Annotated in this window: 20 protein-coding genes and 3 pseudogenes; 11 read left to right on the top strand and 12 right to left on the bottom strand. The window is 68.1% G+C overall.

Annotation, left to right across the window (positions count from 1 at the left end):
* Positions 1-557: 557 nt before the first annotated feature.
* Positions 558-776 carry a hypothetical protein gene (locus tag VKG81_RS09805; protein ID WP_324395735.1) on the bottom strand — a complete coding sequence of 73 codons (219 nt, stop codon included), beginning with the start codon at positions 774-776 and terminating at the stop codon, positions 558-560.
* A 289-nt stretch (positions 777-1,065) separates the two neighbouring features.
* On the opposite strand from VKG81_RS09805, the gene VKG81_RS09810 reads away from it, so the two are divergent.
* A complete protein-coding gene (locus tag VKG81_RS09810) occupies positions 1,066-1,302 on the top strand; it encodes a hypothetical protein (protein WP_324395736.1) in 237 nt (78 codons plus the stop codon).
* A 617-nt stretch (positions 1,303-1,919) separates the two neighbouring features.
* On the opposite strand, the pseudogene VKG81_RS09815 reads toward VKG81_RS09810, so the two are convergent.
* From VKG81_RS09815 to ychF, 3 genes and pseudogenes are all read right to left on the bottom strand, one after another.
* Positions 1,920-2,378: pseudogene (locus VKG81_RS09815) on the bottom strand (peptidoglycan endopeptidase); the annotation flags it as partial.
* Positions 2,379-2,549: 171 nt separating this feature from the next.
* Positions 2,550-2,960: a VOC family protein gene (locus VKG81_RS09820; RefSeq protein ID WP_324395737.1), complete on the bottom strand. Its 411-nt coding sequence runs from the start codon at positions 2,958-2,960 to the stop codon at positions 2,550-2,552.
* A gap of 120 nt (positions 2,961-3,080) precedes the next feature.
* Positions 3,081-4,184: a redox-regulated ATPase YchF gene (gene ychF, locus VKG81_RS09825; RefSeq protein ID WP_324395738.1), complete on the bottom strand. Its 1,104-nt coding sequence runs from the start codon at positions 4,182-4,184 to the stop codon at positions 3,081-3,083.
* Between the two features lie 82 nt (positions 4,185-4,266).
* Between ychF and VKG81_RS09830 the strand changes: the two genes are divergently transcribed.
* Positions 4,267-5,394: a DUF6542 domain-containing protein gene (locus VKG81_RS09830; protein ID WP_324395739.1), complete on the top strand. Its 1,128-nt coding sequence runs from the start codon at positions 4,267-4,269 to the stop codon at positions 5,392-5,394.
* Between the two features lie 12 nt (positions 5,395-5,406).
* On the opposite strand, the gene VKG81_RS09835 is transcribed toward VKG81_RS09830, so the two are convergent.
* Positions 5,407-6,408 carry a 4-hydroxy-3-methylbut-2-enyl diphosphate reductase gene (locus VKG81_RS09835; RefSeq protein ID WP_324395740.1) on the bottom strand — a complete coding sequence of 334 codons (1,002 nt, stop codon included), beginning with the start codon at positions 6,406-6,408 and terminating at the stop codon, positions 5,407-5,409.
* An 85-nt stretch (positions 6,409-6,493) separates the two neighbouring features.
* Between VKG81_RS09835 and VKG81_RS09840 the strand changes: the two genes are divergently transcribed.
* From VKG81_RS09840 to VKG81_RS09865, 6 genes and pseudogenes are all read left to right on the top strand, one after another.
* Positions 6,494-7,120, top strand: coding sequence for a lipid droplet-associated protein (locus VKG81_RS09840; RefSeq protein ID WP_324395741.1), 627 nt, complete (start codon positions 6,494-6,496; stop codon positions 7,118-7,120).
* A complete protein-coding gene (gene xseA, locus VKG81_RS09845) occupies positions 7,117-8,358 on the top strand; it encodes an exodeoxyribonuclease VII large subunit (protein WP_324395742.1) in 1,242 nt (413 codons plus the stop codon). The genes VKG81_RS09840 and xseA overlap by 4 nt, the downstream gene beginning before the upstream one ends.
* A complete protein-coding gene (locus tag VKG81_RS09850) occupies positions 8,355-8,594 on the top strand; it encodes an exodeoxyribonuclease VII small subunit (protein WP_324395743.1) in 240 nt (79 codons plus the stop codon). The genes xseA and VKG81_RS09850 overlap by 4 nt, the downstream gene beginning before the upstream one ends.
* A 63-nt stretch (positions 8,595-8,657) precedes the next feature.
* Positions 8,658-9,745: pseudogene (locus tag VKG81_RS09855) on the top strand (3-beta-hydroxysteroid dehydrogenase).
* A gap of 24 nt (positions 9,746-9,769) precedes the next feature.
* A complete protein-coding gene (locus tag VKG81_RS09860; RefSeq protein ID WP_324395744.1) occupies positions 9,770-10,837 on the top strand; it encodes an NAD(P)-dependent oxidoreductase in 1,068 nt (355 codons plus the stop codon).
* 5 nt (positions 10,838-10,842) lie between these two features.
* Positions 10,843-11,670, top strand: coding sequence for an SDR family NAD(P)-dependent oxidoreductase (locus tag VKG81_RS09865; protein ID WP_324395745.1), 828 nt, complete (start codon positions 10,843-10,845; stop codon positions 11,668-11,670).
* A gap of 90 nt (positions 11,671-11,760) precedes the next feature.
* Here the strand turns inward: VKG81_RS09865 and VKG81_RS09870 are convergent, their stop codons facing one another.
* Positions 11,761-12,567: a dienelactone hydrolase family protein gene (locus VKG81_RS09870; RefSeq protein WP_324395746.1), complete on the bottom strand. Its 807-nt coding sequence runs from the start codon at positions 12,565-12,567 to the stop codon at positions 11,761-11,763.
* A gap of 7 nt (positions 12,568-12,574) precedes the next feature.
* Positions 12,575-13,174, bottom strand: a complete 600-nt coding sequence (locus VKG81_RS09875; RefSeq protein ID WP_324395747.1) for a DUF4245 domain-containing protein — start codon at positions 13,172-13,174, stop codon at positions 12,575-12,577.
* Between the two features lie 53 nt (positions 13,175-13,227).
* On the opposite strand from VKG81_RS09875, the gene glpX reads away from it, so the two are divergent.
* Both glpX and VKG81_RS09885 read left to right on the top strand, forming a co-directional pair.
* The gene (gene glpX, locus VKG81_RS09880; RefSeq protein ID WP_324395748.1) at positions 13,228-14,259 is read left to right on the top strand and encodes a class II fructose-bisphosphatase; all 1,032 of its coding nucleotides are present in this window, start codon (positions 13,228-13,230) and stop codon (positions 14,257-14,259) included.
* 28 nt (positions 14,260-14,287) lie between these two features.
* Positions 14,288-15,703, top strand: coding sequence for a class II fumarate hydratase (locus VKG81_RS09885; protein WP_324395749.1), 1,416 nt, complete (start codon positions 14,288-14,290; stop codon positions 15,701-15,703).
* Positions 15,704-15,741: 38 nt separating this feature from the next.
* On the opposite strand, the gene VKG81_RS09890 is transcribed toward VKG81_RS09885, so the two are convergent.
* The 5 genes and pseudogenes from VKG81_RS09890 to VKG81_RS09910 all read right to left on the bottom strand — a co-directional run.
* Positions 15,742-16,623, bottom strand: coding sequence for a polysaccharide deacetylase family protein (locus VKG81_RS09890; protein ID WP_324395750.1), 882 nt, complete (start codon positions 16,621-16,623; stop codon positions 15,742-15,744).
* 32 nt (positions 16,624-16,655) lie between these two features.
* A complete protein-coding gene (locus VKG81_RS09895; RefSeq protein WP_324395751.1) occupies positions 16,656-17,969 on the bottom strand; it encodes a PhoH family protein in 1,314 nt (437 codons plus the stop codon).
* 186 nt (positions 17,970-18,155) lie between these two features.
* On the bottom strand, positions 18,156-18,983 hold the full coding sequence (locus VKG81_RS09900; RefSeq protein ID WP_324395752.1) for an acyl-ACP desaturase: 828 nt from the start codon (positions 18,981-18,983) through the stop codon (positions 18,156-18,158).
* A gap of 92 nt (positions 18,984-19,075) precedes the next feature.
* Positions 19,076-20,569 carry a glycine hydroxymethyltransferase gene (locus VKG81_RS09905; RefSeq protein WP_324395760.1) on the bottom strand — a complete coding sequence of 498 codons (1,494 nt, stop codon included), beginning with the start codon at positions 20,567-20,569 and terminating at the stop codon, positions 19,076-19,078.
* A 14-nt stretch (positions 20,570-20,583) separates the two neighbouring features.
* Positions 20,584-21,173: pseudogene (locus tag VKG81_RS09910) on the bottom strand (DUF885 domain-containing protein); the annotation flags it as partial.
* A gap of 8 nt (positions 21,174-21,181) precedes the next feature.
* On the opposite strand from VKG81_RS09910, the gene VKG81_RS09915 reads away from it, so the two are divergent.
* Positions 21,182-21,955 carry a hypothetical protein gene (locus VKG81_RS09915; protein ID WP_324395753.1) on the top strand — a complete coding sequence of 258 codons (774 nt, stop codon included), beginning with the start codon at positions 21,182-21,184 and terminating at the stop codon, positions 21,953-21,955.
* The last annotated feature ends 89 nt before the right edge of the window (positions 21,956-22,044 follow it).

Consider the following 22,044-nt stretch of genomic DNA (forward strand, 5'->3'; position numbering starts at 1 on the left):
ACGGCCAGGCCCAAGCCACCCGCGAGAGAGGCTCCCGCGAGTCGTTTCTTCAGGTTCATCGTGCAGACTCCTTATCTCCGTCGACATCTCTGTGTCGACCTCGTCGGGTACCGGGACTGTGAAGCCGCCGATGCAGGCACCGCCGCGAGCGCGTGCTGCTCGACGGCCGCCTCACGGTCAACGGAACTCATGGTGTCCTGACCCGATTGTGGTCGCGAACCCTATACCCAATGTGGGTAACAGTTGTGCATTGGCTGTGCGCGCCGGACGGCCTTGGCGTTGACAGCACTTTTCGAGACCACGGAGTTTTGGTGATAGAGAAGGCACGGAGCTCGTTCGATGCCCTTCGTAACGACCGAGTTCGGTATCAGAAAGCCATCGACTTGGAACGCGTTTACTCTCTGCACCTTTCGACTCAGCCCAGTCGATGACACGTGACTACCACCCCGCCCCCGGTATCTCAGCTTTGGTAACGGTGGTTGTTGCATTCGATTCCCGATGCCGGCGTATTTCGGCTGAGATAATCCTCTTTCAGGGCCGGGACGGCCGATTTGTCGTTACATCGAACGTGTGCGACCTGGCAGCTTTGGTTGGGCGAGTGCGGATTCCAACCCGGCGACGATGATGGACAGGCCCCCGGCGAAGTCCTCGTCGGTAGCGCGCTTGCGGTCGGCGGCAGCCGGCTCCGCGACGGTCGGTGCGACCTCTGCGTCGATGCGCGCCAGCCTGCGGTCCGGCGCATAGTTGTCGTCCGGCTCGTCCGGACGCGGATACATTGCCTGCTCCTCGATGGCAAAGCCCCACCCTGTAGTTGTGGGTGGTGTTGAAGGCCAAGTCGGCGGTGACGGCGGAGAATCCGGCCGAGGTGACAATCCTCAGCGCCACCGCGTACATGTTGGTGTCGGTGAGGTAGGTTCCAGGCACCATCTTGGCGCCGCCGCGTACCGCCGCAAGCCCCTGTCTCCACGATTTGAGGCGGTTCAGTTGAACCACATGACTGTCTGTGTTCGTTAAACGAGTAGGCCGACCAGCCCATCACAGGTGTGGTTTCAACAAGGAGTAACCATGATTATTCGATCCGCCACTCTTAAGCGACTGGTCGGGCTGGCCGGCATCGCGGCGGTGTTAACCGTCGCGGGGTCGGGGCTCGGCGCGGGCATTGCTCAAGCCGCTACATCCCATCCCAAGCCCGCTCCGAATCCGCACGTCGTGCGGGTTTTGGACCGCATAGATCAAAATCTCGATCGCTTTGCCCCGCACCGCCCGCTTGACCGCATCCTCGACCGACTCACAGGTCAGTGACAAGCTGCCTCAGTGGGCAGTGACAGGAAATCGGCTGAGCTGTCGCTGATCCAGCCGGGCCAGCAGCCAAGCTGAGCACTGGATTCGTTTCACTGTTTGCGATAGCTCTGCCCATATCACGATAGGCCGTCGGGTAGTGATGTCGTTGTCGGCCAACGATGTCCACTACCCGACCAACCGTGACGCACAGACGTGCCAAAGCGCTGTGTTTCGCCCGCATTCGGGCCGCAAGCGTTTGGGCCACTGTTTCTCTCGCGCCGGTGCTGCGAAGGCCGACCACGCGGTCCTCGGTGCCGGCGGCACCGTGGCGTGCCGCGAGACGACCGGCAGAGGTGTTTCCGTTGAACCGTAGGATCCGGTTGACGTTGTCCGCCGTGATCACATTGACGCCGCGTTGCACGGGTCGGCCAGCCGTACCAGGGGGACCGTTCGGGTTCACGCCGGGGATGATGCCGAGCATCGTGCATGCGTCGGCGACACACTTGCCCAGGAATCGCGTTCGTGGTCCTCGTGATGTCGAGCTCCCACATGTCCGTCATATCTGGCACACGGGCTACCTTGCCGGACGGAACCGGCATAGGCCTGCGCTAGACAGCCATGCCCGCGTCGTCACCGGGGGGTGCAGGGGCCGGATCAGGCGCAGGGGCCGGATCAGGCGCAGGGGCCGGATCGGGCGCGGGGGCCGGGTCGGGCGCGGCATCCTCCGGGGCGACCGGCAGGAACATGTGATGGCTGAACTGCGCCTGATAGGCGCCGGCGCTGCCGATTCTCACACCGCCGCCTTCACCGCTGGATACCGGCGTTCCATCAGGCAACGTCACCGCAGTGTGGTGACCGTTCCACCCGATCACCAAAGCCCCGGGGGCGGTTCCGTACCGGAAGCCACGTGCCAGCAGGGCGGCTTCCTCGTTTCCTGTGTTGAACCGATCGCCGTAGACCGGCCTGCCGGTGGCCATGTTCGACACCCACGAAGCCAGGCCCGAACAGTCCGTTCCGGCGGGAGAATCGCCGCCCGTGACATACGGCGTCCCAGAGACCTGATGGATCAACGTTATCAGCGTTGCGAGAGCAAACATGCGCCGGGACATTAACAACAGATTTGCGGACAACCAAAATCTGTTGCACCCATCACGTTTCGTTCGCGGAATGGCCTGCGCTACATCACCGCAAAACCTTTGGGCGAGTAAATTCTCAAAGGAAATGAATCGCTATACGGAGAAACGGAATTCGACCAGTCACCGTCCGGCCTACGGGCGACAGTCAACTCCGAGCTTGGCGCGTGCCGCGTCGGTGACCGGAGTGAACAGGTTGACGAGGTTTCCATCTGGATCCCGGAACAACAGCGCGCGGTTCCCCCACGGCATGGTTGTCGGCTCTGTCACGACCTCGACCAAGCACTCGCGGAGCCGCTCGTACTCGGTGTCCACGTCGTCGACGAGGAACTCGACGATCGCGCTCCGGTTGGCTGCCGGCTCGGCGGACCCTTCTCCGAACAGCGGCACGGTCTTGTCACTGCCGATGGCCAGCATGCCGATCAGCGTCGGAATCTCAGCGAACAGCTCGTTTCCCCATACGGCCGAGACTTCGGTGACCATCTCGTAGAAATCGACCAGCCGCTTGACGTCGGCCGTGATGATGCGGGTCGAAACGAACTTCATGAAAACCTCCGTATGTGCTATCGCGGCGCTGCCCGGCGCGCAGCCTCTTGTGCAAGGCATGCTAAGCGTCCCCTGCGACAACCAAGGCGGCGAAATGCTCACGGTTGCCGGTCGCGCTGATCAGTGCACGGATCTACCACCAGACGTTGTTTGAAACCGGAACTCGACCACATCGCCGTCGGCCATCACGTAGTCCTTGCCTTCCATCCGGACCTTGCCCGCAGCCCGGGCCGCTGCCATCGACCCTGCGGCGACCAAGTCGTCGTAGGAAACGATTTCGGCCTTGATGAAGCCCCTTTCGAAGTCGGAGTGGATCACGCCTGCAGCCTTCGGCGCGGTATCACCCTGGTGAATCGTCCACGCGCGCGCCTCTTTTGGGCCCGCGGTCAGGAAAGTCTGCAGCTCGAGCGTGTGAAACCCCGCGCGCGCAAGCGCATCCAGTCCCCGCTCGGTCTGGCCGATCGACTCCAAGAGCTCCCCGGCCGACTCGTCGTCGAGTTCCAAAAGCTCGGCCTCGATCTTCGCATCGAGGAACACCGCGTCCGCGGGCGCCACGAGTTCTCGCAGTTCGGCCACCTTCGCCTCATCGGTCAGCACGGCCTCGTCGGCGTTGAACACGTACAGGAAAGGCTTCGTCGTCAGCAGGTTCAGCTCACGCAGCAGCGCCGAATCCACGCGCTTGCCGGCCGCGTACAGCGTGGTGCCGTCGTCGAGCACCTGCTGTGCCGCCTGAGCGGCTTCCAGAACCGGCGTGCGCTCCCGGTTGTTGCGGGCCTCCTTCTGTAGACGCGGCACCGCGCGCTCCAGCGTCTGCAGGTCGGCGAGGATCAGCTCGGTCTCGACGATCTCGATGTCGGACTTCGGGTCGACCTCGCCGCCCACGTGCGCAACGTCGTCATCGGAGAAGACGCGCACCACCTGGCAGATCGCGTCCGCCTCGCGGATGTTCGCCAGGAACTTGTTGCCCAGGCCCGCGCCCTCCGACGCGCCCCTGACGATGCCCGCGATGTCGACGAACGTCACCGGCGCGGGCACGATCCGCTCGGAACGGAACATTTCGGCGAGCCTGGCCAGTCGCGGGTCAGGCAGGGCAACCACGCCCTCGTTGGGCTCGATCGTGGCGAAGGGATAGTTGGCCGCCAATACGTTGTTGCGGGTCAGCGCGTTGAAAAGAGTCGACTTGCCGACATTCGGCAGTCCCACGATTCCCAGGTTCAGGCTCACTGAGGAAAAGTTTACGGAAAGCAACGTGCGCGACGGGCCGCGCTGGCAGCCGTCACCGAGGTAGAACCGGTACGGTCTATCTGTGTCTGGACAGCGGACCCGGCCGGCGGTAACCGCGGGCCATCGTTCCGTGCACCCCGACGTTCCCGGTGTTCCGTGGTGGGGTGCGGTATTGATCGCGCTCACCGCGACGGCCGTCGGCTTCGCGTTCGACGCCGGGGCCAGCGCCAAGGAGCTGACGAACGTCTTCGCGGCGCTGTATGTGATCGGCTGCGTCGCCGCGGTCCTGGCGGTGCGGCAGGCAGGCCTGTTCACGGCTGTCGTGCAGCCGCCGGTGCTGCTGTTCATCAGCGTGCCCGGCGCGTACTTCCTGTTTCACGGCGCCGAGATCAACGGGGTGAAGGACATCCTGATCAACTGCGGCTATCCGCTGATCGAGCGGTTCCCGCTGATGCTGTTCACCTCGGCGGCGGTGCTGCTGATCGGGCTGGCCCGCTGGTACGTCGGCCACAAGTCGCGCAGCGCGGTCAATTCGGACGCCGACGCCGAACCCACGACCGGGCGGTTGAGCCAGCTCACCGCGAAAGTTGCGGCCCTTTTCTCGTCGGCCGACGACAGCGATGCAGAGGACACCGGCAAGCGCCGGCATGCGATCGACCGGACATCGGCACCGGCGAAAAAGGCCCCCGCGAAGTCCGCCCGCGGCGCCCGTGTCGCGAAGGCCACCGCCGGTGCTCCGCGCTCACGGCACAGCCGTCCATCGCCTGCCGAGGTGACGGATCTCATCGAGCCGGTACCCGACCGTCCCCGCCGGCCCCGGGCGCCGCGACGGGAACCGCCGCCCGAGCCGCGCCGTCGCCGCCCCCCCGCGGCGCGCACCCCGCGCGATCCCTACGAACGGCGCGAGCCGTATGAACGGCGCGAGCCTTATGAACGGCGGGCGCCGTCCGATCGCCGCAGCCGCTACGACGCCTACGACCCGTTCGAGGCGTACGAGCCCCCGCGGCGGCGCCGGCCCGGCACCAACGGCACCAACGGCAGCAACGGCAGCAGCGGCACCAACGGCAACAACACCACCAACGGCACGCACCACCCGATATCGCGGGTCCGCTACCGGGGCACCGGGACGACCGACAACGCCCGTCAAGAGTCGCCGGCGCGGCCGCGGCTGCGGTCGTCGGAAGCCGACACGTGGGAGTACGACATCTAAGGTCCCGCGGGATCAACCACGGGCGGGGCGGATCTCCCTGGGCAGCGCGAACACCAACGTTTCGTTGGCGGTCGTGACCGGCTGCACCATGTCGAAGCCGTATCCGGCCAGCCGCTGGAGCACACCGCGCACCAGCACCTCGGGCACGGACGCTCCGGAGGTGACGCCGACCGTGGTGACGCCGCCGAGCCATGCCGGGTCGATGTCGTCGGCGTAATCCACCAGATACGCGGCGTTCGCACCGGCGCCCAGCGCCACCTCGACGAGCCTCACCGAGTTCGACGAGTTGCGCGACCCGACCACGATGACGAGCTCACACTCAGGGGCCATCGCCTTGACCGCGACCTGGCGGTTCTGGGTGGCGTAGCAGATGTCGTCGCTGGGCGGATCCTGCAGCTTCGGGAAGCGTTCGCGCAGCCGCTGGACGGTTTCCATCGTCTCGTCGACCGACAGCGTGGTCTGCGACAGCCAGATGACCCTGTCCTCATCGCGCACGGTCACGTCGTCCACCGCGTCCGGACCGTCGACCAGTTGGACATGGTCGGGCGCCTCGCCGGCGGTGCCGACCACCTCCTCGTGACCCTCGTGGCCGATCAGCAGGATGTCGTAGTCGTCGCGCGCGAACCGCTTGGCCTCGTTGTGCACCTTGGTGACGAGCGGGCAGGTGGCGTCGATGACCCGCAGATTGCGCTCGGCGGCGGTCTCGTGGACAGTCGGCGCGACGCCGTGTGCGGAGAACACCACGATCGCGCCCTCGGGCACCTCGTCGGTCTCGTCGACGAACACGGCGCCGGCCTTGGCCAGCGTGTCGACGACGTGGCGGTTGTGCACGATCTCGTGGCGCACGTACACCGGCGCGCCGTGCTTCTCCAGCGCACGTTCGACGGTCTCGACGGCCCGGTCCACGCCGGCGCAGTAGCCGCGGGGCTCGGCCAGCAGCACGCGCTTACCGTTACCCCGGTCCGCAACCGAGCCCGAGGCACCAGGAATCCCCATGTTGATGGTCGGCGGCATATCTTCAGGGTACGGTCCGGGGACACGGACCGACCAGCGCACGCCCCCGCTTTGACATGCGCAGCCATTAGGGCAGGCTGGGGCCATGGCTAACGCACCATACGGGGTCCGGCTGCTCGTTGGCGCCGCGGCGATGTTCGTCGAGGAAACCCGCAAGCTGCCGCTGACGCTGCTGACGTACCCGATGACGCTGGCCAGCCAGGCCGCGCATCTGGTCATGCGGTTCCAGCAGAATGTCGCCGACCTCGTGATCAAGGGCGACGAAACCATCGACGCGCTCTTCCCGCCGAAGGAAGGGCAACCGGAGTGGGCGACGTTCGACGAAGACCTGCCAGACGAGGTGCCGGCCCCGACCAGCGAGAGCGACCGCCAACGGCTCACGGAGGGCCGCTTCGCGCTTTATTCAGGCAACTCGGTGGACGACGCCCCGGCAGCGGCGGCACCCGCGACCAAGGCCGGCGCCCCGAAGGCGGCGACACCGACCGCGGCCAGGAAAGCCCCACGAAAGAGCGACCTCGCGGCCGTCGATGCGCCCGAGATCGCCGTCGAGCTGGACTACGACGCGCTCACGCTCGCCCAGCTGCGGGCGAGGTTGCAGTCACTGAGCGTCGATGACCTCGATGCGCTGCTGTCCTACGAGGTCGCCACCAAGGCGCGGGCGCCGTTTCAGACCCTGCTGGCCAACAGGATCACCCGCGCGACCGCGAAGTGACCGTCCCCGCGCCGCCGAACTCCGCGGACAACCCCTGGCCGGTGCGGGCCGTCGCGACCCGCGTCGCCAAGTGGATCGACCGCCTCGGCGTCGTCTGGGTGGAGGGCCAGCTGACGCAGCTCAGTGCGCGGCCGGACGCCAAAACGGTGTTCATGGTGCTTCGCGACCCGGCCGCCGACATGTCGCTGACGATCACCTGCCCGCGGGATCTGGTGGCCAACGCACCGGTCCGGCTGACCGAGGGCACGCAGGTCGTGGTGTGCGGCAAGCCGACCTTCTACACCGGACGCGGGACATTCTCGTTGCGGGTCAGCGAGATTCGCGCGGTCGGGATCGGCGAGCTGCTGGCCCGCATCGAGCGGCTGCGCCGTCTGCTCGACGCCGAAGGGCTGTTCGATCCGGCGCTGAAGCGACCGATCCCGTTCCTGCCCACGATGGTCGGCCTGGTCACCGGACGTGCCAGCGCCGCCGAGCGTGACGTCACCACGGTGGCATCCGGCCGCTGGCCCGCAGTGCGGTTCGCGGTCCGCAACACCGCCGTGCAGGGGCCCAACGCGGTCGCCCAGATCGTCGACGCGCTGACCGACCTCGATGCCCACCCCGAGGTCGACGTGATCGTGCTCGCCCGCGGCGGCGGCAGCGTCGAGGACCTGCTGCCGTTCTCCGACGAAACCCTGTGCCGGGCGATCGCCGCATGCATCACACCGGTGGTCAGCGCCGTCGGCCACGAACCGGACAACCCGCTGTGCGACCTGGTCGCCGACCTGCGCGCGGCCACCCCCACCGACGCCGCGAAGCGGATCGTGCCCGACACCGTGGCCGAGCAGGCGCTGCTCGACGAGCTGTGCCGCCGCGGCGCGCGGGCCCTGCGCAACTGGGTCACGCGTGAGGAGCGGATGATCCACCAGCTGCGCAGCCGGCCGGTGCTGGCCGCCCCGTTGCAGTCGCTGACCGCCCACACCGAGGAGATCCACCGCGCCCGCGCCGCGGCGCGGCGGGACATCACCAGGCTGGTCGACGCCGAACGCGACCGCATCGGCCACCTGTCCGCGCGGCTGGCCACGCTCGGTCCGGCCGCGACGCTGGCGCGCGGCTATGCCGTCGTGCAGGCCGTCGCTGACGCCGCGGCGCCGAGGGTGCTGCGTTCCGTCCACGACGGGCCCGCGGGAACCCGGCTGCGGATCCGGGTGTCGGACGGGGCTCTCGGCGCCGTCAGCTCAGGGGACGACGGCTCATGAGCGCCGGCGCGGAGCAGCCGAATCTGAGACCCATTAGTGAGATGGGGTACGAGGAGGCGCGCGACGAACTGATCGAGGTGGTCCGGGTGCTCGAGCAGGGTGGGCTAGATCTAGACTCGTCGCTGCGGCTGTGGGAAAGAGGCGAGGAACTGGCACAAAGATGCGAGAAGCAGTTAGCCGGAGCTCGCAGACGCGTCGAGGATGCGCTGGCCCGCAATGACGAGGCCAAGGACTGAGAAGTTAGTTTCGTGATCAAAGAACAGTCGGAACTGTAACAGGTTTCAGTTATGCTCGCCGGCATGGCTGCCGCAGCAATGACGACTGACCTCGGCCGTGTTATGGTCACCGGCGGTTCCGGCTTCGTCGGGGCCAACCTCGTCGCGGCGCTGCTCGATCGCGGGCACTGGGTTCGCTCATTCGACCGCGTGCCGTCCGCGCTGGCCGCCCACCCGCGCCTGGAGACCATCGTCGGCGACATCTGCGACCCGGAGTCCGTTGCCGCCGCGGTAGACGGCGTGGACACGATCTTTCACACCGCGGCCCTGATCGAGCTGATGGGCGGCCGCTCGGTGACCGAGGAGTACCGGCGCCGCAGCTTCGACGTGAACGTCGGCGGCACGAAGAACCTGGTGCACGCCGCGCAGAAGGCCGGCGTGAAGCGATTCGTGTACACCTCAAGCAACAGCGTCGTCATCGGCGGCAAGGCGATTCCCGGCGGGGACGAAACATTGCCCTACACCGACAGATTCGCCGACCTGTACACCGAGACCAAGGTGGCGGCCGAGAAATTCGTGCTGTCCCAGAACGGCGCCGGCGGCCTGCTGACGTGTGCGATCCGCCCGAGCGGCATCTGGGGGCCGGGAGACCAGACGATGTTCCGGAAGGTGTTCGAGCGGGTGGTGACCGGCCAGGTGAAGGTGCTGATCGGCAGTCGGCGTGCGCGCCTTGACAACTCGTACGTGCACAACCTGGTGCAGGGCTTCATCCTCGCCGGCGAGCATCTCGTCGATGGCGGCACCGCCCCCGGGCAGGCGTACTTCATCAACGACGACGACCCGATCAACATGTTCGAGTTCGCGCGGCCCGTGGTGGAGGCGTGCGGCGAACACTGGCCACGGTTGCGCATCCCGGCCGGCCGATACACGCGGCGATGACGACGTGGCAGCGGCTGCATTTCAGGTTCGGCCTGCCACAACCTCCGCTGGAGCCCCTCGCGGTCGAGCGTTTGTATCGGGACAACTACTTCTCGGTGGCCAAGGCCCGGCGCGATCTCGGCTACGAGCCGCTGTACGCCACCGACAAGGCGATGCACGACTGCCTGCCCTATTACCTGGAATTGTTCGACGAGGTGAAGGCCGCCCGCGCCAGGGAGTCGGCTAAGGTCTAGCCGGCGACTCAAGGAGGACACCGAGTGCCCGCAACCGATGCCGTTCTCGTCACCGGCGCCTTCGGCCTCGTCGGCACGGCATTGGTCAAGCAGTTGCTCGCCGACGGTCGCCGGGTGGCAGCGACGGACCTCGACACCCCGGACAATCGCCGGGCCGCCGCGGCGTTGACCCGTCGCGGGGTCGACGTGCGGTGGGCCGACCTGACGAAGCCAGACCAGGTCGACGCGCTTCTCGCCACCGTATCTCCTTCCGCCATCGTGCATCTGGCAGCGATCATCCCGCCGCAGTGCTATGCCCACCGGGCACTCGCGCGTGCGGTGAACGTCGATGCGACGGCGTCGCTGGTGCGTGCCGCATCCGCGCAGCCCGCACCGCCGAGGTTCATCCAGGCGTCCAGTGTCGCGGTCTACGGCGCGCGCAACCCGCACACGATCAGCGACCTGCTGACCGCCGACACCCCGACCGCGCCGTCAGACAACTACGGGGGCCACAAGGTCGATGCCGAGAAAATCTTGCGGTCATCCGATCTGGAATGGGTGGTGCTGCGCCTTGGTGGGGTGATGTCCAGTGAGCCGCGGTTGGACGTCGACCTCGACTCGCTTTACTTCGAAGCGGCGCAGCCCACCGACGGCCGCATCCAGACCGTCGACGTCCGCGACGTCGCGCGGGCATTCTGCGCCGCGACCACGCCCGACAACGTGCGGGAGATCTTTCTGATCGGCGGTGACGACTCACACCGGCGCAGATGGGGCGACCTGGGCCCGGCCCTCACGGCGGCCATCGGCCTGGTCGGCGCGATGCCCCCCGGGCGGCCCGGCAATCCCGACAACGACAGTGACTGGTTCGCGACCGATTGGATGAACACCGCGCGGTCGCAGGAGGTGCTCTCGTTCCAGCAGCACTCGTGGCCGGGCATGCTCGCCGACCTGCGCGCCAACTCGGGCTGGAAGCGATGTCCGCTAGGGCTGGCCGCGCCGTTCGTCCGGGCGTTTCTCCAACACCGTTCGCCGTACCACCGGAGGCCGGGCCGCTACGCGGACCCGTGGAACGCGATCCGCGCCAAGTGGGGCGACCCGGGGCCGGACGGATAGGCCCGATGACCGGTCACTTCACCGGCAAGCAGGCGATCGTCACCGGCGCCGGCTCGGGCATCGGCGCCGCGTTGTGCCGGGCACTTGTCGAGGCGGGCGCGGACGTGGTCTGCACCGACGTCGACGGCGACGCCGCGCAGCGCACCGCCGAGGCGCTGACCGGGCGGGGCACCGCGCGATCGGCGCGGCTCGACGTCACCGACGCGACCGAGGTCCAGGCCGCCGTGGACGAGGTGGTCGAGCGCACCGGCCGCCTCGACCTGATGTTCAACAACGCCGGCATCGCCTGGGGCGGCGACACGGAGCTGCTCACGCTGCAGCAGTGGAACGCCATCATCGACGTCAACGTCCGCGGCGTGGTTCACGGCGTCGTCGCGGCGTACCCGGTGATGGTGCGGCAGGGCCACGGGCACATCGTCAACACCGCGTCGATGGCCGGGCTGACGGCGGCGGGGCAGATCACCAGCTACGTGACGACCAAGCACGCCGTCGTCGGGCTCTCGCTGGCGCTGCGCACCGAGGCCGCCGGCCGCGGCGTCGGCGTGCTTGCGGTCTGCCCCGCGGCGGTCGAGACGCCGATCCTCGACAAGGGGGCGGTCGGCGGGTTCGTCGGGCGCGACTACTACCTGAAGGGCCAGGGCGTCCGCACCGCGTACGACCCCGACCGGCTCGCGCGCGACACGCTGCGCGCGATCGAACGCAACAAGGCACTGCTCGTGGTGCCGCGGCAGGCGCGGGCGGCGTGGTTGTTCGCCCGACTCGCGCCCGGCCTCATGCAGCGCATGGCAATCCGGTTTGTCGAGGGGCAGCGGGCCATGCAGCGGGCTGGATAACGTTTCGCACGAGCACCGACACCGCGACGCCGCGAACCTGACGGCGTGCCCGCGCTGGCGTCGACGCCGCCCAGCGTGAGGCGCAGCGCGCTAACCAGCAGCCAGCCGCTCCCTGAGGAACTCCACCACCCGTTTGCGCGCCTCGTAGGCGGGATGGCCGTCCTTCTCGCGGACCTGGTCGGTGATCACCGAGTGGGCCATCCGGCCGAAGCCGTGCTCGTTGCCGGGCGACGAGTCGATCTCGATCACCTCGAACGCGTCGCCGAGCCGCCGGCGCAGCGTCGCGAACCGCTCGCCCGGCACAGCGGGGTCGCGGGTGAACCGCAGTCCCATCGCGCACAGCCCCTCGTTCTTGGTGCGGTCGACGACGACCTGAAGCTCCTGCTCCGACAGCCCCGGATCGCGCCGGTGGGCAGGCGTGATCGGCGGCGGCAGCGACGGCTGACTCAGCACCGGGGCCAGCACGCTGTCGTCGACCGCGGCGGCCAGCGCGAAGCCGCCGGTGAAGCACATGCCGATCACGCCGACGCCGCGGCCGGGTGTCTTCTCGTTGAGGTCCCGCGCCAGCTCGCGCAGGTAGCGGGCGACCGGCCGTTGCGCGTTGGTCGCGAACGCCACGAATTCCCTCGCCACACATGCCCGCGCCATGGTCGGCACCAGGTAGCCGATCGACAGCGGCCTGCCCGGCTCACCGAACAACGAGGGCGATGCAACGCTGAAACCGTTGTCCACCAGGTAATTTCCGAGGGCCAGAACACCAGGGTGGATGCCCGGTATCTCAGGGATCAGCACGACGCCCGGTCCTTCGCCCTTGCGGTAGACGTCGTGAGTGATGCCCGCTCCGGTAAACGGCGAGCCGGCCCAGCCGGTGAGGTCCGCTTCGGGTGCTGCGTCCATGCGTCTCCTATCCCGCGGGGAGGGGTGGCTGGGATTGCGTGGCCGCCGCAAGCGTACGGAACTCCGCGGGGCTACCGGCACCGGTTATCGCGATTTGCGTGGCGCCGGTGCGACCGCCGAGCCGCGTGGTCCACACCGGCTCGGTCTTGTCGCCGCCCTCGTAGACGACCCACCGGATACCGTCCACATCGTCCGCACCGGTCGGGTACATGTCCGGGTGGACGGACGCCACGAGCCGGGGCTCGTCCGCGTTGCTCTGCGTGATGCTCAGGTACATGCCGCTGGGCGCGAGGTATCCGACGGTCGCCGTGCGGGCGTCGTCAATGCGGCCGCGGCTGCCCGAGTTGGGCTGCCAGCCAGGCGGCAGCCGGGGCAGACGCACCGGGAACCCGATATCGGCGGCGTCGGCGCGCAGCGCGGCGGCCGCGTCGTAGGTGGGCACGTGGCCGCGGCCCGGCCCCAACGGCTGAACGGAGCACATGCCGACGAGCCCGGCCAGCACGATGCAGGCCACCACCAGCGGCGCCAGCGACCAGAACATGTCGCGGCCGTCCTGGAACAACCGGGACTTGGCCGGTTTGGGGGCCGGGTGGGGCTGGGTGGTCACGCCGCCAGTATCCCAGCTCTGGACGACGGTGCCGCTTCTGGGAGAATCGCGGCATGGCTGATGCCCGCAGGAGAGAGGCCCCCGACCGCAACCTCGCGTTGGAACTCGTCCGCGTCACAGAGGCGGGTGCGATGGCGGCGGGCCGCTGGGTAGGCCGCGGTGACAAGGAGAGCGGCGACGGTGCCGCGGTCGACGCGATGCGCGAGCTGGTCAACTCCGTGTCGATGCGCGGTGTCGTGGTCATCGGAGAGGGCGAAAAAGACAACGCGCCAATGCTTTACAATGGCGAGGAGGTGGGCAACGGGGACGGCCCGGAGTGCGACTTCGCCGTCGACCCGATCGACGGCACCACCCTGATGAGCAAGGGGCTGCCGAACGCGATCTCGGTGCTGGCAGTGGCCGAGCGCGGTTCGATGTTCGACCCGTCGGCGGTGTTCTACATGAACAAGATCGCCGTCGGTCCGGATGCCGTCGAGGCGCTCGACATCAACGCTCCGATCGGCGAGAACATCCGGCGGGTGGCCAAGCTCAAGCACGCGTCGCCGTCGGACATCACGGTCTGCATCCTCGATCGGCCCCGGCACGCTCGGCTGATCGAGGACGTCCGCACGGCGGGTGCCCGGATCCGGCTGATCACCGACGGCGACGTCGCAGGCGCGATCTCCGCATGCCGGCCGAACTCCGGCACCGACATGCTCGCCGGCATCGGCGGCACGCCGGAAGGCATCATCACCGCGGCCGCGATCCGCTGCATGGGCGGCGCAATCCAGGCGCAGCTGGCCCCGAAGGACGACGCCGAGCGGCAGCGGGCCGTCGCCGCCGGCTACGACCTGGACCAGGTGCTGACGACCGAGGACCTGGTGTCGAGCGAGAACGTGTTCTTCTGCGCCACCGGTGTCACCGACGGCGACCTGCTCAAGGGCGTCCGCTACTACGGCGGCGGCTGCACCACACAGTCGATCGTGATGCGCTCGAAATCCGGCACGGTCCGGATGATCGAGGCCTATCACCGGCTGTCGAAGCTCAACGAGTACTCCGCCATCGACTTCACCGGCGACAGTTCGGCGGCACACCCGCTGCCGTGATCCAGTTCAACGAACGAGGGACAACCAGATGAGCGTCGACAGCGCTGCCGACACCGAGTACCGCATCGAACACGACACCATGGGCGAGGTCCGGGTGCCCAAGACCGCGCTCTGGCGGGCGCAGACCCAGCGTGCGGTGGAGAACTTCCCGATCTCGGGCCGCGGGCTGGAGCGCACCCAGATCCGGGCGCTGGGCCTGCTGAAAGGCGCGTGCGCGCAGGTGAACAAGGACCTGGGACTGCTCGACGCGGAGAAGACCGACGCCATCATCGCCGCCGCGGCCGAGATCGCCGACGGCAAGCACGACGACCAGTTCCCGATCGATGTGTTCCAAACCGGCTCGGGCACCAGCTCGAACATGAACGCCAACGAGGTGATCGCCAGCATCGCGGCCGGCTACGGCGTCACGTTGCATCCGAACGACGATGTGAACCGGTCGCAATCGTCGAACGACACGTTTCCCACGGCCACCCACATCGCGGCGACGGAAGCGGCGGTGCGCCAACTGATTCCAGCCCTGGAGGTGCTGCGTGATGCGCTGGAGTCCAAGTCCCGGCAGTGGCGGACCGTCGTGAAGTCCGGACGCACCCACCTGATGGATGCGGTCCCGGTGACGCTGGGCCAGGAGTTCTCGGGCTACGCCCGCCAGATCGAGGCCGGCATCGAGCGGGTGCGGGCCACGCTGCCGAGGTTGGGCGAGCTGGCGATCGGCGGCACCGCGGTCGGCACCGGGCTCAACGCGCCCGACGGCTTCGGCGAGAAGGTCGTCGATGTTCTGAAAGAGCAGACCGGTCTTGCGGAACTGCGCTCCGCCGTCAACCATTTCGAGGCTCAGGCGGCCCGCGACGGGCTGGTGGAGGCGTCGGGCGCGCTGCGGACGATCGCCGTGTCGCTGACGAAGATCGCAAACGACATCCGCTGGATGGGCTCGGGCCCGCTGACCGGGCTGGCCGAGATCGGCCTGCCGGATCTGCAGCCGGGCAGCTCGATCATGCCGGGCAAAGTCAATCCGGTCATTCCCGAGGCGGTTACTCAGGTCGCCGCACAGGTGATCGGCAACGACGCCGCGGTCGCGTGGGGCGGTGCGAACGGCGCGTTCGAGCTCAACGTCTACATCCCGATGATGGCGCGCAACGTCCTCGAGTCGTTCAAGCTGTTGACCAACGTCTCGCGGTTGTTCGCCGAACGCTGCATCGACGGGCTGGTGGCACACGAGGACCGCCTGCGGGAGTTGGCGGAGTCGTCGCCGTCGATCGTGACGCCGCTGAACTCGATCATCGGCTACGAAGAGGCCGCCGCGGTCGCCAAGGAGGCGCTGAAGGAGCGGAAGACCATCCGGCAGACGGTGATCGACCGCGGGTTGATCGGCGACAAGCTGTCGCTCGAAGAGCTGGACAAGCGGCTGGATGTGCTGGCGATGGCCAAGGTGGAGGACGGGCGCTAGAGGCGCCGTTGTTCGCGCCGAGCGTCGTTGTTCGCGCGCTAAGCGCCGTTGTTCACGCCGCCCGAGTTGGCGCCGGGGATGTCGGTGATCGGGACGTTCGGCATCGGCTTCGGCGACGGGGTTTGCGGCAGCGTGGGAATCTCGGCCGCGGGGATGTCCGTGATGTCGTTGGCCGGAGGGCCGTTTTCGCGGCTGCCGTAGCTGCTGCCGGGCGAACGTGGCCCGAGCAGCTGGGTGACGGTGACCATGTGATAGCCGTTCGCCTTGAGCACCGGGATGAATTGGTACACCAAATCCACTGTGCTGGAGTAGGTATCGTGGAACAACACCACTGACCCCGGCTTGGTCTGGGTCATCAGCATGTATCTGGTCGCCCCGGTGTTGGCGTCGTTCATCCAGTCGAAAGGGATGACGTCCCAATTGATGTCGGCCAGGCCCTGCTGTCTGGCCGCCGAAAGCACGTTGTCGTTGATCAGGCCGCCTGCGGTGCGGAAGAGCGTCGGCGTCTGACCCGTCGCCGCCCTGATCGCGTCGCTGGCCTTGGACAGCTCACCGGGGATGTCCTCCGGCGGGATCGCGGTCATGTTGGGGTGTTCCCACGTGTGGTTGCCGATCTCCATGCCAGCGTCGGCCACCTGCCTGGCACCGGCCGGATCAGCGGCCACCTTGTTGCCGATCATGAAGAACGTCGCCTTGGCGTCATTGTCCTTGAGGATCTGCAGCAGCCGGCCGGTGTACGGGCTCGGCCCGTCGTCGAACGTCAGCGCCACGCACTTGACCTGGCCGCAGTCGACCTCGCCGGCGCTGGCCAGCCGCACGTGACCGGTCAGGCCGCCGATCACCAGCACGGCGGCCGCGGCAACCACGCCCGCGACGGTCCGCCAATACCGCCAGCGCTGGTTGTCGGGTCGTTTGGGCACGCGGGCAGCTTACCGGCCCGGGCTGGTGGCGATCAGGGCAGCGCGCCCGGGCTGATCTGCTCGAGCATCTCGGTGACCAGCGCCGCGACCGGCGAGCGCTCGCTTCGGACCAGGGTGACGTGGGCGAACAGCGGGTGGCCCTTGAGCTTCTCGATCACCGCGGCGACGCCGTCGTAGCGGCCGACCCGGAGGTTGTCACGCTGCGCCACGTCGTGGGTCAGCACCACCCGCGATCCGGTCCCCAGCCGCGACAGCACGGTCAGCAGCACATTGCGCTCCAGCGACTGCGCCTCGTCGACGATCACGAACGAATCGTGCAGTGAGCGGCCGCGGATGTGGGTGAGCGGCAGCACCTCGAGCATGCCGCGGGCCAGCACCTCGTCGAGCACCGCCGGGCTGGCCAGCCCTTCCAGCGTGTCGAAGACGGCCTGCGCCCACGGGCCCATCTTCTCGCTCTCGCTGCCGGGCAGATAGCCGAGATCCTGCCCGCCGACCGCGTACAGCGGCCGGAACACGACGACCTTGCGCTGCGTCCGCCGTTCCAGCACGGCCTCCAGGCCCGCGCACAGCGCGAGCGCAGACTTGCCGGTGCCGGCCTTGCCGCCCAGCGACACGATGCCCACCGACTCGTCGAGCAAGAGATCCAGCGCGACCCGCTGCTCGGCCGAGCGGCCGCGCAACCCGAACACCTCGCGGTCGCCGCGCACCAGTTGCACGCGCTTGTCGGGGTTCACCCGGCCCAGCGCGTGGGAGTTGCCGCCGAGCAGCCGCACGCCGGTGTGGCACGGCATATCGCGCGCCGCCTCGTGGTCGATCCCCCCTTCGGCGTACAGCGCGTCGATGTCGTCGGCCGAGATGTCGAGCTCGGCCATCCCGGTCCAGCCGGACGTGATGACGTCCTGGGCGTGGTACTCGTCGGCGGCCAGTCCAACCGCGCCGGCCTTGACCCGCAGCGGAATGTCCTTGCTCACCAACGTGACTCGTTTGCCCTCAGCGGCGAGGTTGGCCGCGCACGTCAAAATCCGCGCGTCGTTGGTGTCGGTGCGGAAGCCCGCGGGCAGCACCGCCGGGTCGCTGTGGTTGAGCTCAACATGAAGCGTTCCGCCTTGTGTGCCAACCGGAATCGGCTGGTCCAGTCGCCCGTGCTCCAACCGCAGGTCATCGAACAAGCGCAGCGCCTGCCGGGCGAACCAGCCCAGTTCGTGATGGTGGCGCTTGGCCTCCAGTTCGCTGATCACCACCAGCGGCACGACCACCTCGTGCTCGGCGAAGCGGGTGCAAGCCCACGGATCGGACAGCAGGACGGAGGTGTCGAGCACATAGGTCCGAACGGGCGAATCTGTCACGTATCGCTCCTTGGGCCCGCGCGGCCCCGCGGAGGCGTCTCAGCGGTCACAGCGGTACCAGGACCGGGGCCGGTCCCGTTCCAGTCACAACGATCGGTACCGCCCGGATAGCAGAGCATGTCGCTAGCCATCGACAAACGACGCTACTCCGCTCGCGCCGCCGGCGCCGTCTGGCGCGCCGCTACCTCAGCGAACGACGAACCTGCTCGTCTCGTCGCGGTCCGCCAGGCCCCACGAGGTGATCATGTCGGAAACGCACCGGCGCAGCACGTTCTCGTCAAAGATGCCGGCCTCGGCCACGTTGGCCACTTTGTCCTGATAGGCGTCGATGTCCGCGCCGACGACGTACATCTGCGCGGCCCGGGACGCGACCGCGGCGACGGATTCCTCCGGCTCGATGCGCAGGCACGCGCGCACCAGGTTCGAGAAGTACTCCTCGTGGCGTTCCTCGTCGTTGGCAATGGTCTCGATCATCGCGCGCAACGTCGGATCCTCGATCTGCCCGGCCAGCCGCCGGCAGAACACCGCGTGGGTGCGCTCCCGCAGCGCCATGAACACCAGCGTCTCGATGCGGCTCAGCTGATCGCCGCGGTAGCCCTTCATCACGTGCTCGACGCGGACCGCCTCGTTGGCCGACGGGTCGACCTCGCGGGTGACGACGAGATACTCGCGGATCACGATCGCGTGCAGGTTCTCCTCGGCGGTCCACCGCCCGATCCACAATCCCCACGCTTCCTCGAGGATGAAGTGCTCGACGAACTCGCGGTGGTAGGCGGACAGGTTGTCCTTGGTGATCAGGAAGATCTCCAGCGCGTCGGTGATGTGGCGGGGCAGCTTCACCTGCGAGGCGTCCCAGTCGCGCCCGCCGAGCATCTTGAAGTTCTCGCCCCGTTCGAATGGCACGAAGTCATGCGCGCACCAGAATCCGGCGGTGGCCAGATGCCGGTCCCAGTTCTCCTTGACGGCCGGTTCCAACTCGGCCATCAGCGGTGTCATAACAGGTTTCTGTGCCATGCGGTTACAGTAACCCAAGTCTAAGGGTTTCGTAAAATCCGGCGCGGCGTGCCGGGCTTCTGAAGCGCTTCTCAAGCGCTTCTCAAGCGTTTCTAAAGCGTCAGCCCCGGGTAGAGCGGGTTGGCGGCAACCAGCTCGGCCGCCGCGGAGTGCACCCGCGCGGCGGTGCCATCGGCCAGCGTGTACTTCGCCTTCGAGCTACCCTGCGGCGACGTGTTGGTCAGCACGTCGACCACGAGCTCGGCCACCCGGTCGAACTCGGCTTCGCCGAAGCCCCGCGTCGTCAGCGCCGGGGTGCCGAACCGGATGCCGCTGGTGTACCAGGCGCCGTTCGGGTCGGCGGGGATGGCGTTCCGGTTGGTGACGACCCCGGATTCCAGCAGCGCCGACTCGGCCTGCCGCCCGGTCAGGCCGAGCGACGTCACGTCCAGCAGCACGATGTGGTTGTCGGTGCCACCGGTGACCAGCCGCGCGCCGCGCCGAAGCAGGCCGTCCGCGAAGGCCCTGGCGTTGTCGGCGACCCGCTGGGCGTAGGCCCGGAAGGCGGGCTGACGGGCCTCCGCGAGCGCGACGGCCTTGGCGGCCATGACGTGAGCCAGCGGCCCACCGAGCACCATCGGGCAGCCCCTGTCGACGGCCTCGGCGTACTCGGGAGTGGCCAGCACCAGCCCGCCACGCGGCCCACGCAGCGACTTGTGCGTCGTGGTGGTGGTGACATGGGCGTGCGGCACCGGGTCCTCGTCGCCGGTGAACACCCTGCCGGCCACCAGCCCGGCGAAGTGCGCCATGTCGACCATGAGGGTGGCGCCCACCTCGTCGGCGATCTCGCGCATCCTGGCGAAGTTGATCCGGCGCGGGTAGGCCGAGTACCCCGCGACCAGGATCAGCGGCCTGAACTCGCGCGCAACGGCGGCGACGGCGTCGTAGTCCAGCAGCCCGGTGGCCGGGTCGGTGCCGTAGCTGCGCTGGTGGAACATCTTGCCGGAGATGTTGGGCCGGAAGCCGTGGGTCAGATGGCCGCCCGCGTCCAGCGACATGCCAAGCAGCCGCTGGTGGCCGAGCTTGGCGCGCAGCTGTTCCCAGTCGGCTTCCGACAGGTCGTTGACGTGCTTGACGCCCGCCTCGGCCAGGCCGGGCGCCTCGATCCGGGTGGCCAGGATGGCCCAGTACGCAACGAGGTTCGCATCGATGCCGGAGTGCGGTTGGACGTAGGCGTGCGGCGAGCCGAACAGCTTCTCGGCGTGTTCGGCGGCCACGGCCTCGACGGTGTCGACGTTCTGACAACCGGCGTAGAACCGGTGGCCGATCGTGCCCTCGGCGTACTTGTCCGACAGCCAGGTCCCCATGGTGAGCAGCACCGCCGGCGAGGCATAGTTCTCGCTGGCGATCAGCTTCAGCGAATCCCGTTGATCAGCAAGCTCTTTGCGCGTAGCCGCCGCGATCCGGGGTTCCACGGACTCGATGACATCCAGTGCCGCACGGTAGGCCGCGCCGGCGGTGGCGGCGTACTCGGCGCCAGGTGCGGGCGCGGGAGTTGTCGCGGTCGAGTCTGTGCGTGGTGGGGGGCCTGCCCCCTCTTCGCGCAAGCGCTCATCGGTAGTCACGCCCGCCAGTCTAGGGCCGACGGGATCAGCGGCTCGTCCAGCAGGCGCGTGAACCGCTCGGTGACGGGCGTGCCCGGGGGCCTGGCGTCGAGCCAGCGGCCAAGCAGGCGGTATCCCTCGACGTAGGTGCTGGTGTAGGCCCGCCACAGCGGCGACGACAGGAACCGCAGCATCTGACCGGGCCCGGGCATCGTCGACCAGCAGCCACCGCGACAGGTAAGCGGCCACCTCGTCGGCGTCCCGGTGCTCGTCGTGCAGCATCAGCGCCGCGTCCTGGCGCACGTCGGCCAGCGCCGCGGATGCCTCACCGATCGCCTCGGCCCGCTCGCCGTCAAACCGCAGCCCGAGGTCGGCGTAGATGTCGGCGGCCCAGCTTCCCCAGCCCGCACCGATCGCCGCGTACAGCGCCAGGTCGGCCAGGCCCTCCGCCATCAGGCACTGCGGGGTGGGTGTTCACCAGAAATATCGTCTGCTCGGCGTGACCGTCGCGCTCGACCAGGCCGGCCGCCTTGCGGCAGTGCTCGGTGTGGTGGCCCGGATACGACTCGTGCGCGACCAGCCGCGGCAGGTTGGACACATGGGGTCGATGTCGGTGTGCCCAGGGCGCTGGCCAAGCTGTTCACCGCCTACGTCATGGAGGTCACCGACACCCGCCCTCGTCGGGTGGCCGAGGCGGAGTTCCAGCGGCTCACCGAGGGTGCTGCCTTGCTCATCGCCGGAACCCCTCCCAGCGACCCCTGGACTGCTCTGCGCATGCAGCTGCCTATAGAGAGCGGCACCAGCGTCCCCGACGATGACACAGGAGCGCCGCAGAATGAGCCGTCGTGGGGGCGCGTGGAGCTCACCGATCTGCTCCAGGGCAACCGGGAGTTGTTGGTCCCGACGCTGTTCGAGCGGACCGACGGGGTGTGCCTGCTGTATCCGGGCATGGTCCACAGCATCCACGGTGAATCCGAGTCGGGGAAGTCGTTGATCGTGCAGGCCGAGTGTGTCCGACTGCTCAACAGGGGCGAGGACGTGCTGTATGTGGACTTCGACTCGGATGCGATGTCGGTCGTGGAGCGCCTCGTCGAACTCGGCGGAGCCCCGCAGTCAATAGACAAGCACTTCGATTACCGCCATCCGGAGATGAGCCCGGACTCGCCGGAGGAACGAGAGGCGTGGGCCGACATGCTCTCGGGCCGGTACGCATTGGCCGTGATTGACGGGGTCACCGACGCCCTGGGAACCAGACGGAACGACTGGGAACCACATCCAAGAAAAGAACCCCCGCCGCGCTTCGTCCGTCCGTCATCCCTCCTGCCCCTGGCCGCCGGCGGGGGGCAAAAACGCCAGTCCGTCGACGACTGTCTGTGTGTGGGAGAATGAGGGGACAACTGAATCGGCATCCGGCGCACCCTCAGCGGAATCTGCGATGAGCGTGCACACGCGAAGCGGGCGGAGTTTCAGCCCTAACC

Source organism: Mycobacterium sp., assembly GCF_035314905.1.
GTDB lineage: Bacteria > Actinomycetota > Actinomycetes > Mycobacteriales > Mycobacteriaceae > Mycobacterium.

What these genes read in the sequence shown, in the direction of transcription:
- VKG81_RS09805 (WP_324395735.1), bottom strand. Translation starts at nt 776, where the DNA reads ATGTATCCGCGTCCGGACGAGCCGGACGACAACTATGCGCCGGACCGC.
- VKG81_RS09810 (WP_324395736.1), top strand. Translation starts at nt 1,066, where the DNA reads ATGATTATTCGATCCGCCACTCTTAAGCGACTGGTCGGGCTGGCCGGC.
- VKG81_RS09820 (WP_324395737.1), bottom strand. Translation starts at nt 2,960, where the DNA reads ATGAAGTTCGTTTCGACCCGCATCATCACGGCCGACGTCAAGCGGCTG.
- VKG81_RS09835 (WP_324395740.1), bottom strand. Translation starts at nt 6,408, where the DNA reads ATGCCGCCGACCATCAACATGGGGATTCCTGGTGCCTCGGGCTCGGTT.
- VKG81_RS09840 (WP_324395741.1), top strand. Translation starts at nt 6,494, where the DNA reads ATGGCTAACGCACCATACGGGGTCCGGCTGCTCGTTGGCGCCGCGGCG.
- VKG81_RS09850 (WP_324395743.1), top strand. Translation starts at nt 8,355, where the DNA reads ATGAGCGCCGGCGCGGAGCAGCCGAATCTGAGACCCATTAGTGAGATG.
- VKG81_RS09865 (WP_324395745.1), top strand. Translation starts at nt 10,843, where the DNA reads ATGACCGGTCACTTCACCGGCAAGCAGGCGATCGTCACCGGCGCCGGC.
- VKG81_RS09870 (WP_324395746.1), bottom strand. Translation starts at nt 12,567, where the DNA reads ATGGACGCAGCACCCGAAGCGGACCTCACCGGCTGGGCCGGCTCGCCG.
- glpX (WP_324395748.1), top strand. Translation starts at nt 13,228, where the DNA reads ATGGCTGATGCCCGCAGGAGAGAGGCCCCCGACCGCAACCTCGCGTTG.
- VKG81_RS09885 (WP_324395749.1), top strand. Translation starts at nt 14,288, where the DNA reads ATGAGCGTCGACAGCGCTGCCGACACCGAGTACCGCATCGAACACGAC.
- VKG81_RS09900 (WP_324395752.1), bottom strand. Translation starts at nt 18,983, where the DNA reads ATGGCACAGAAACCTGTTATGACACCGCTGATGGCCGAGTTGGAACCG.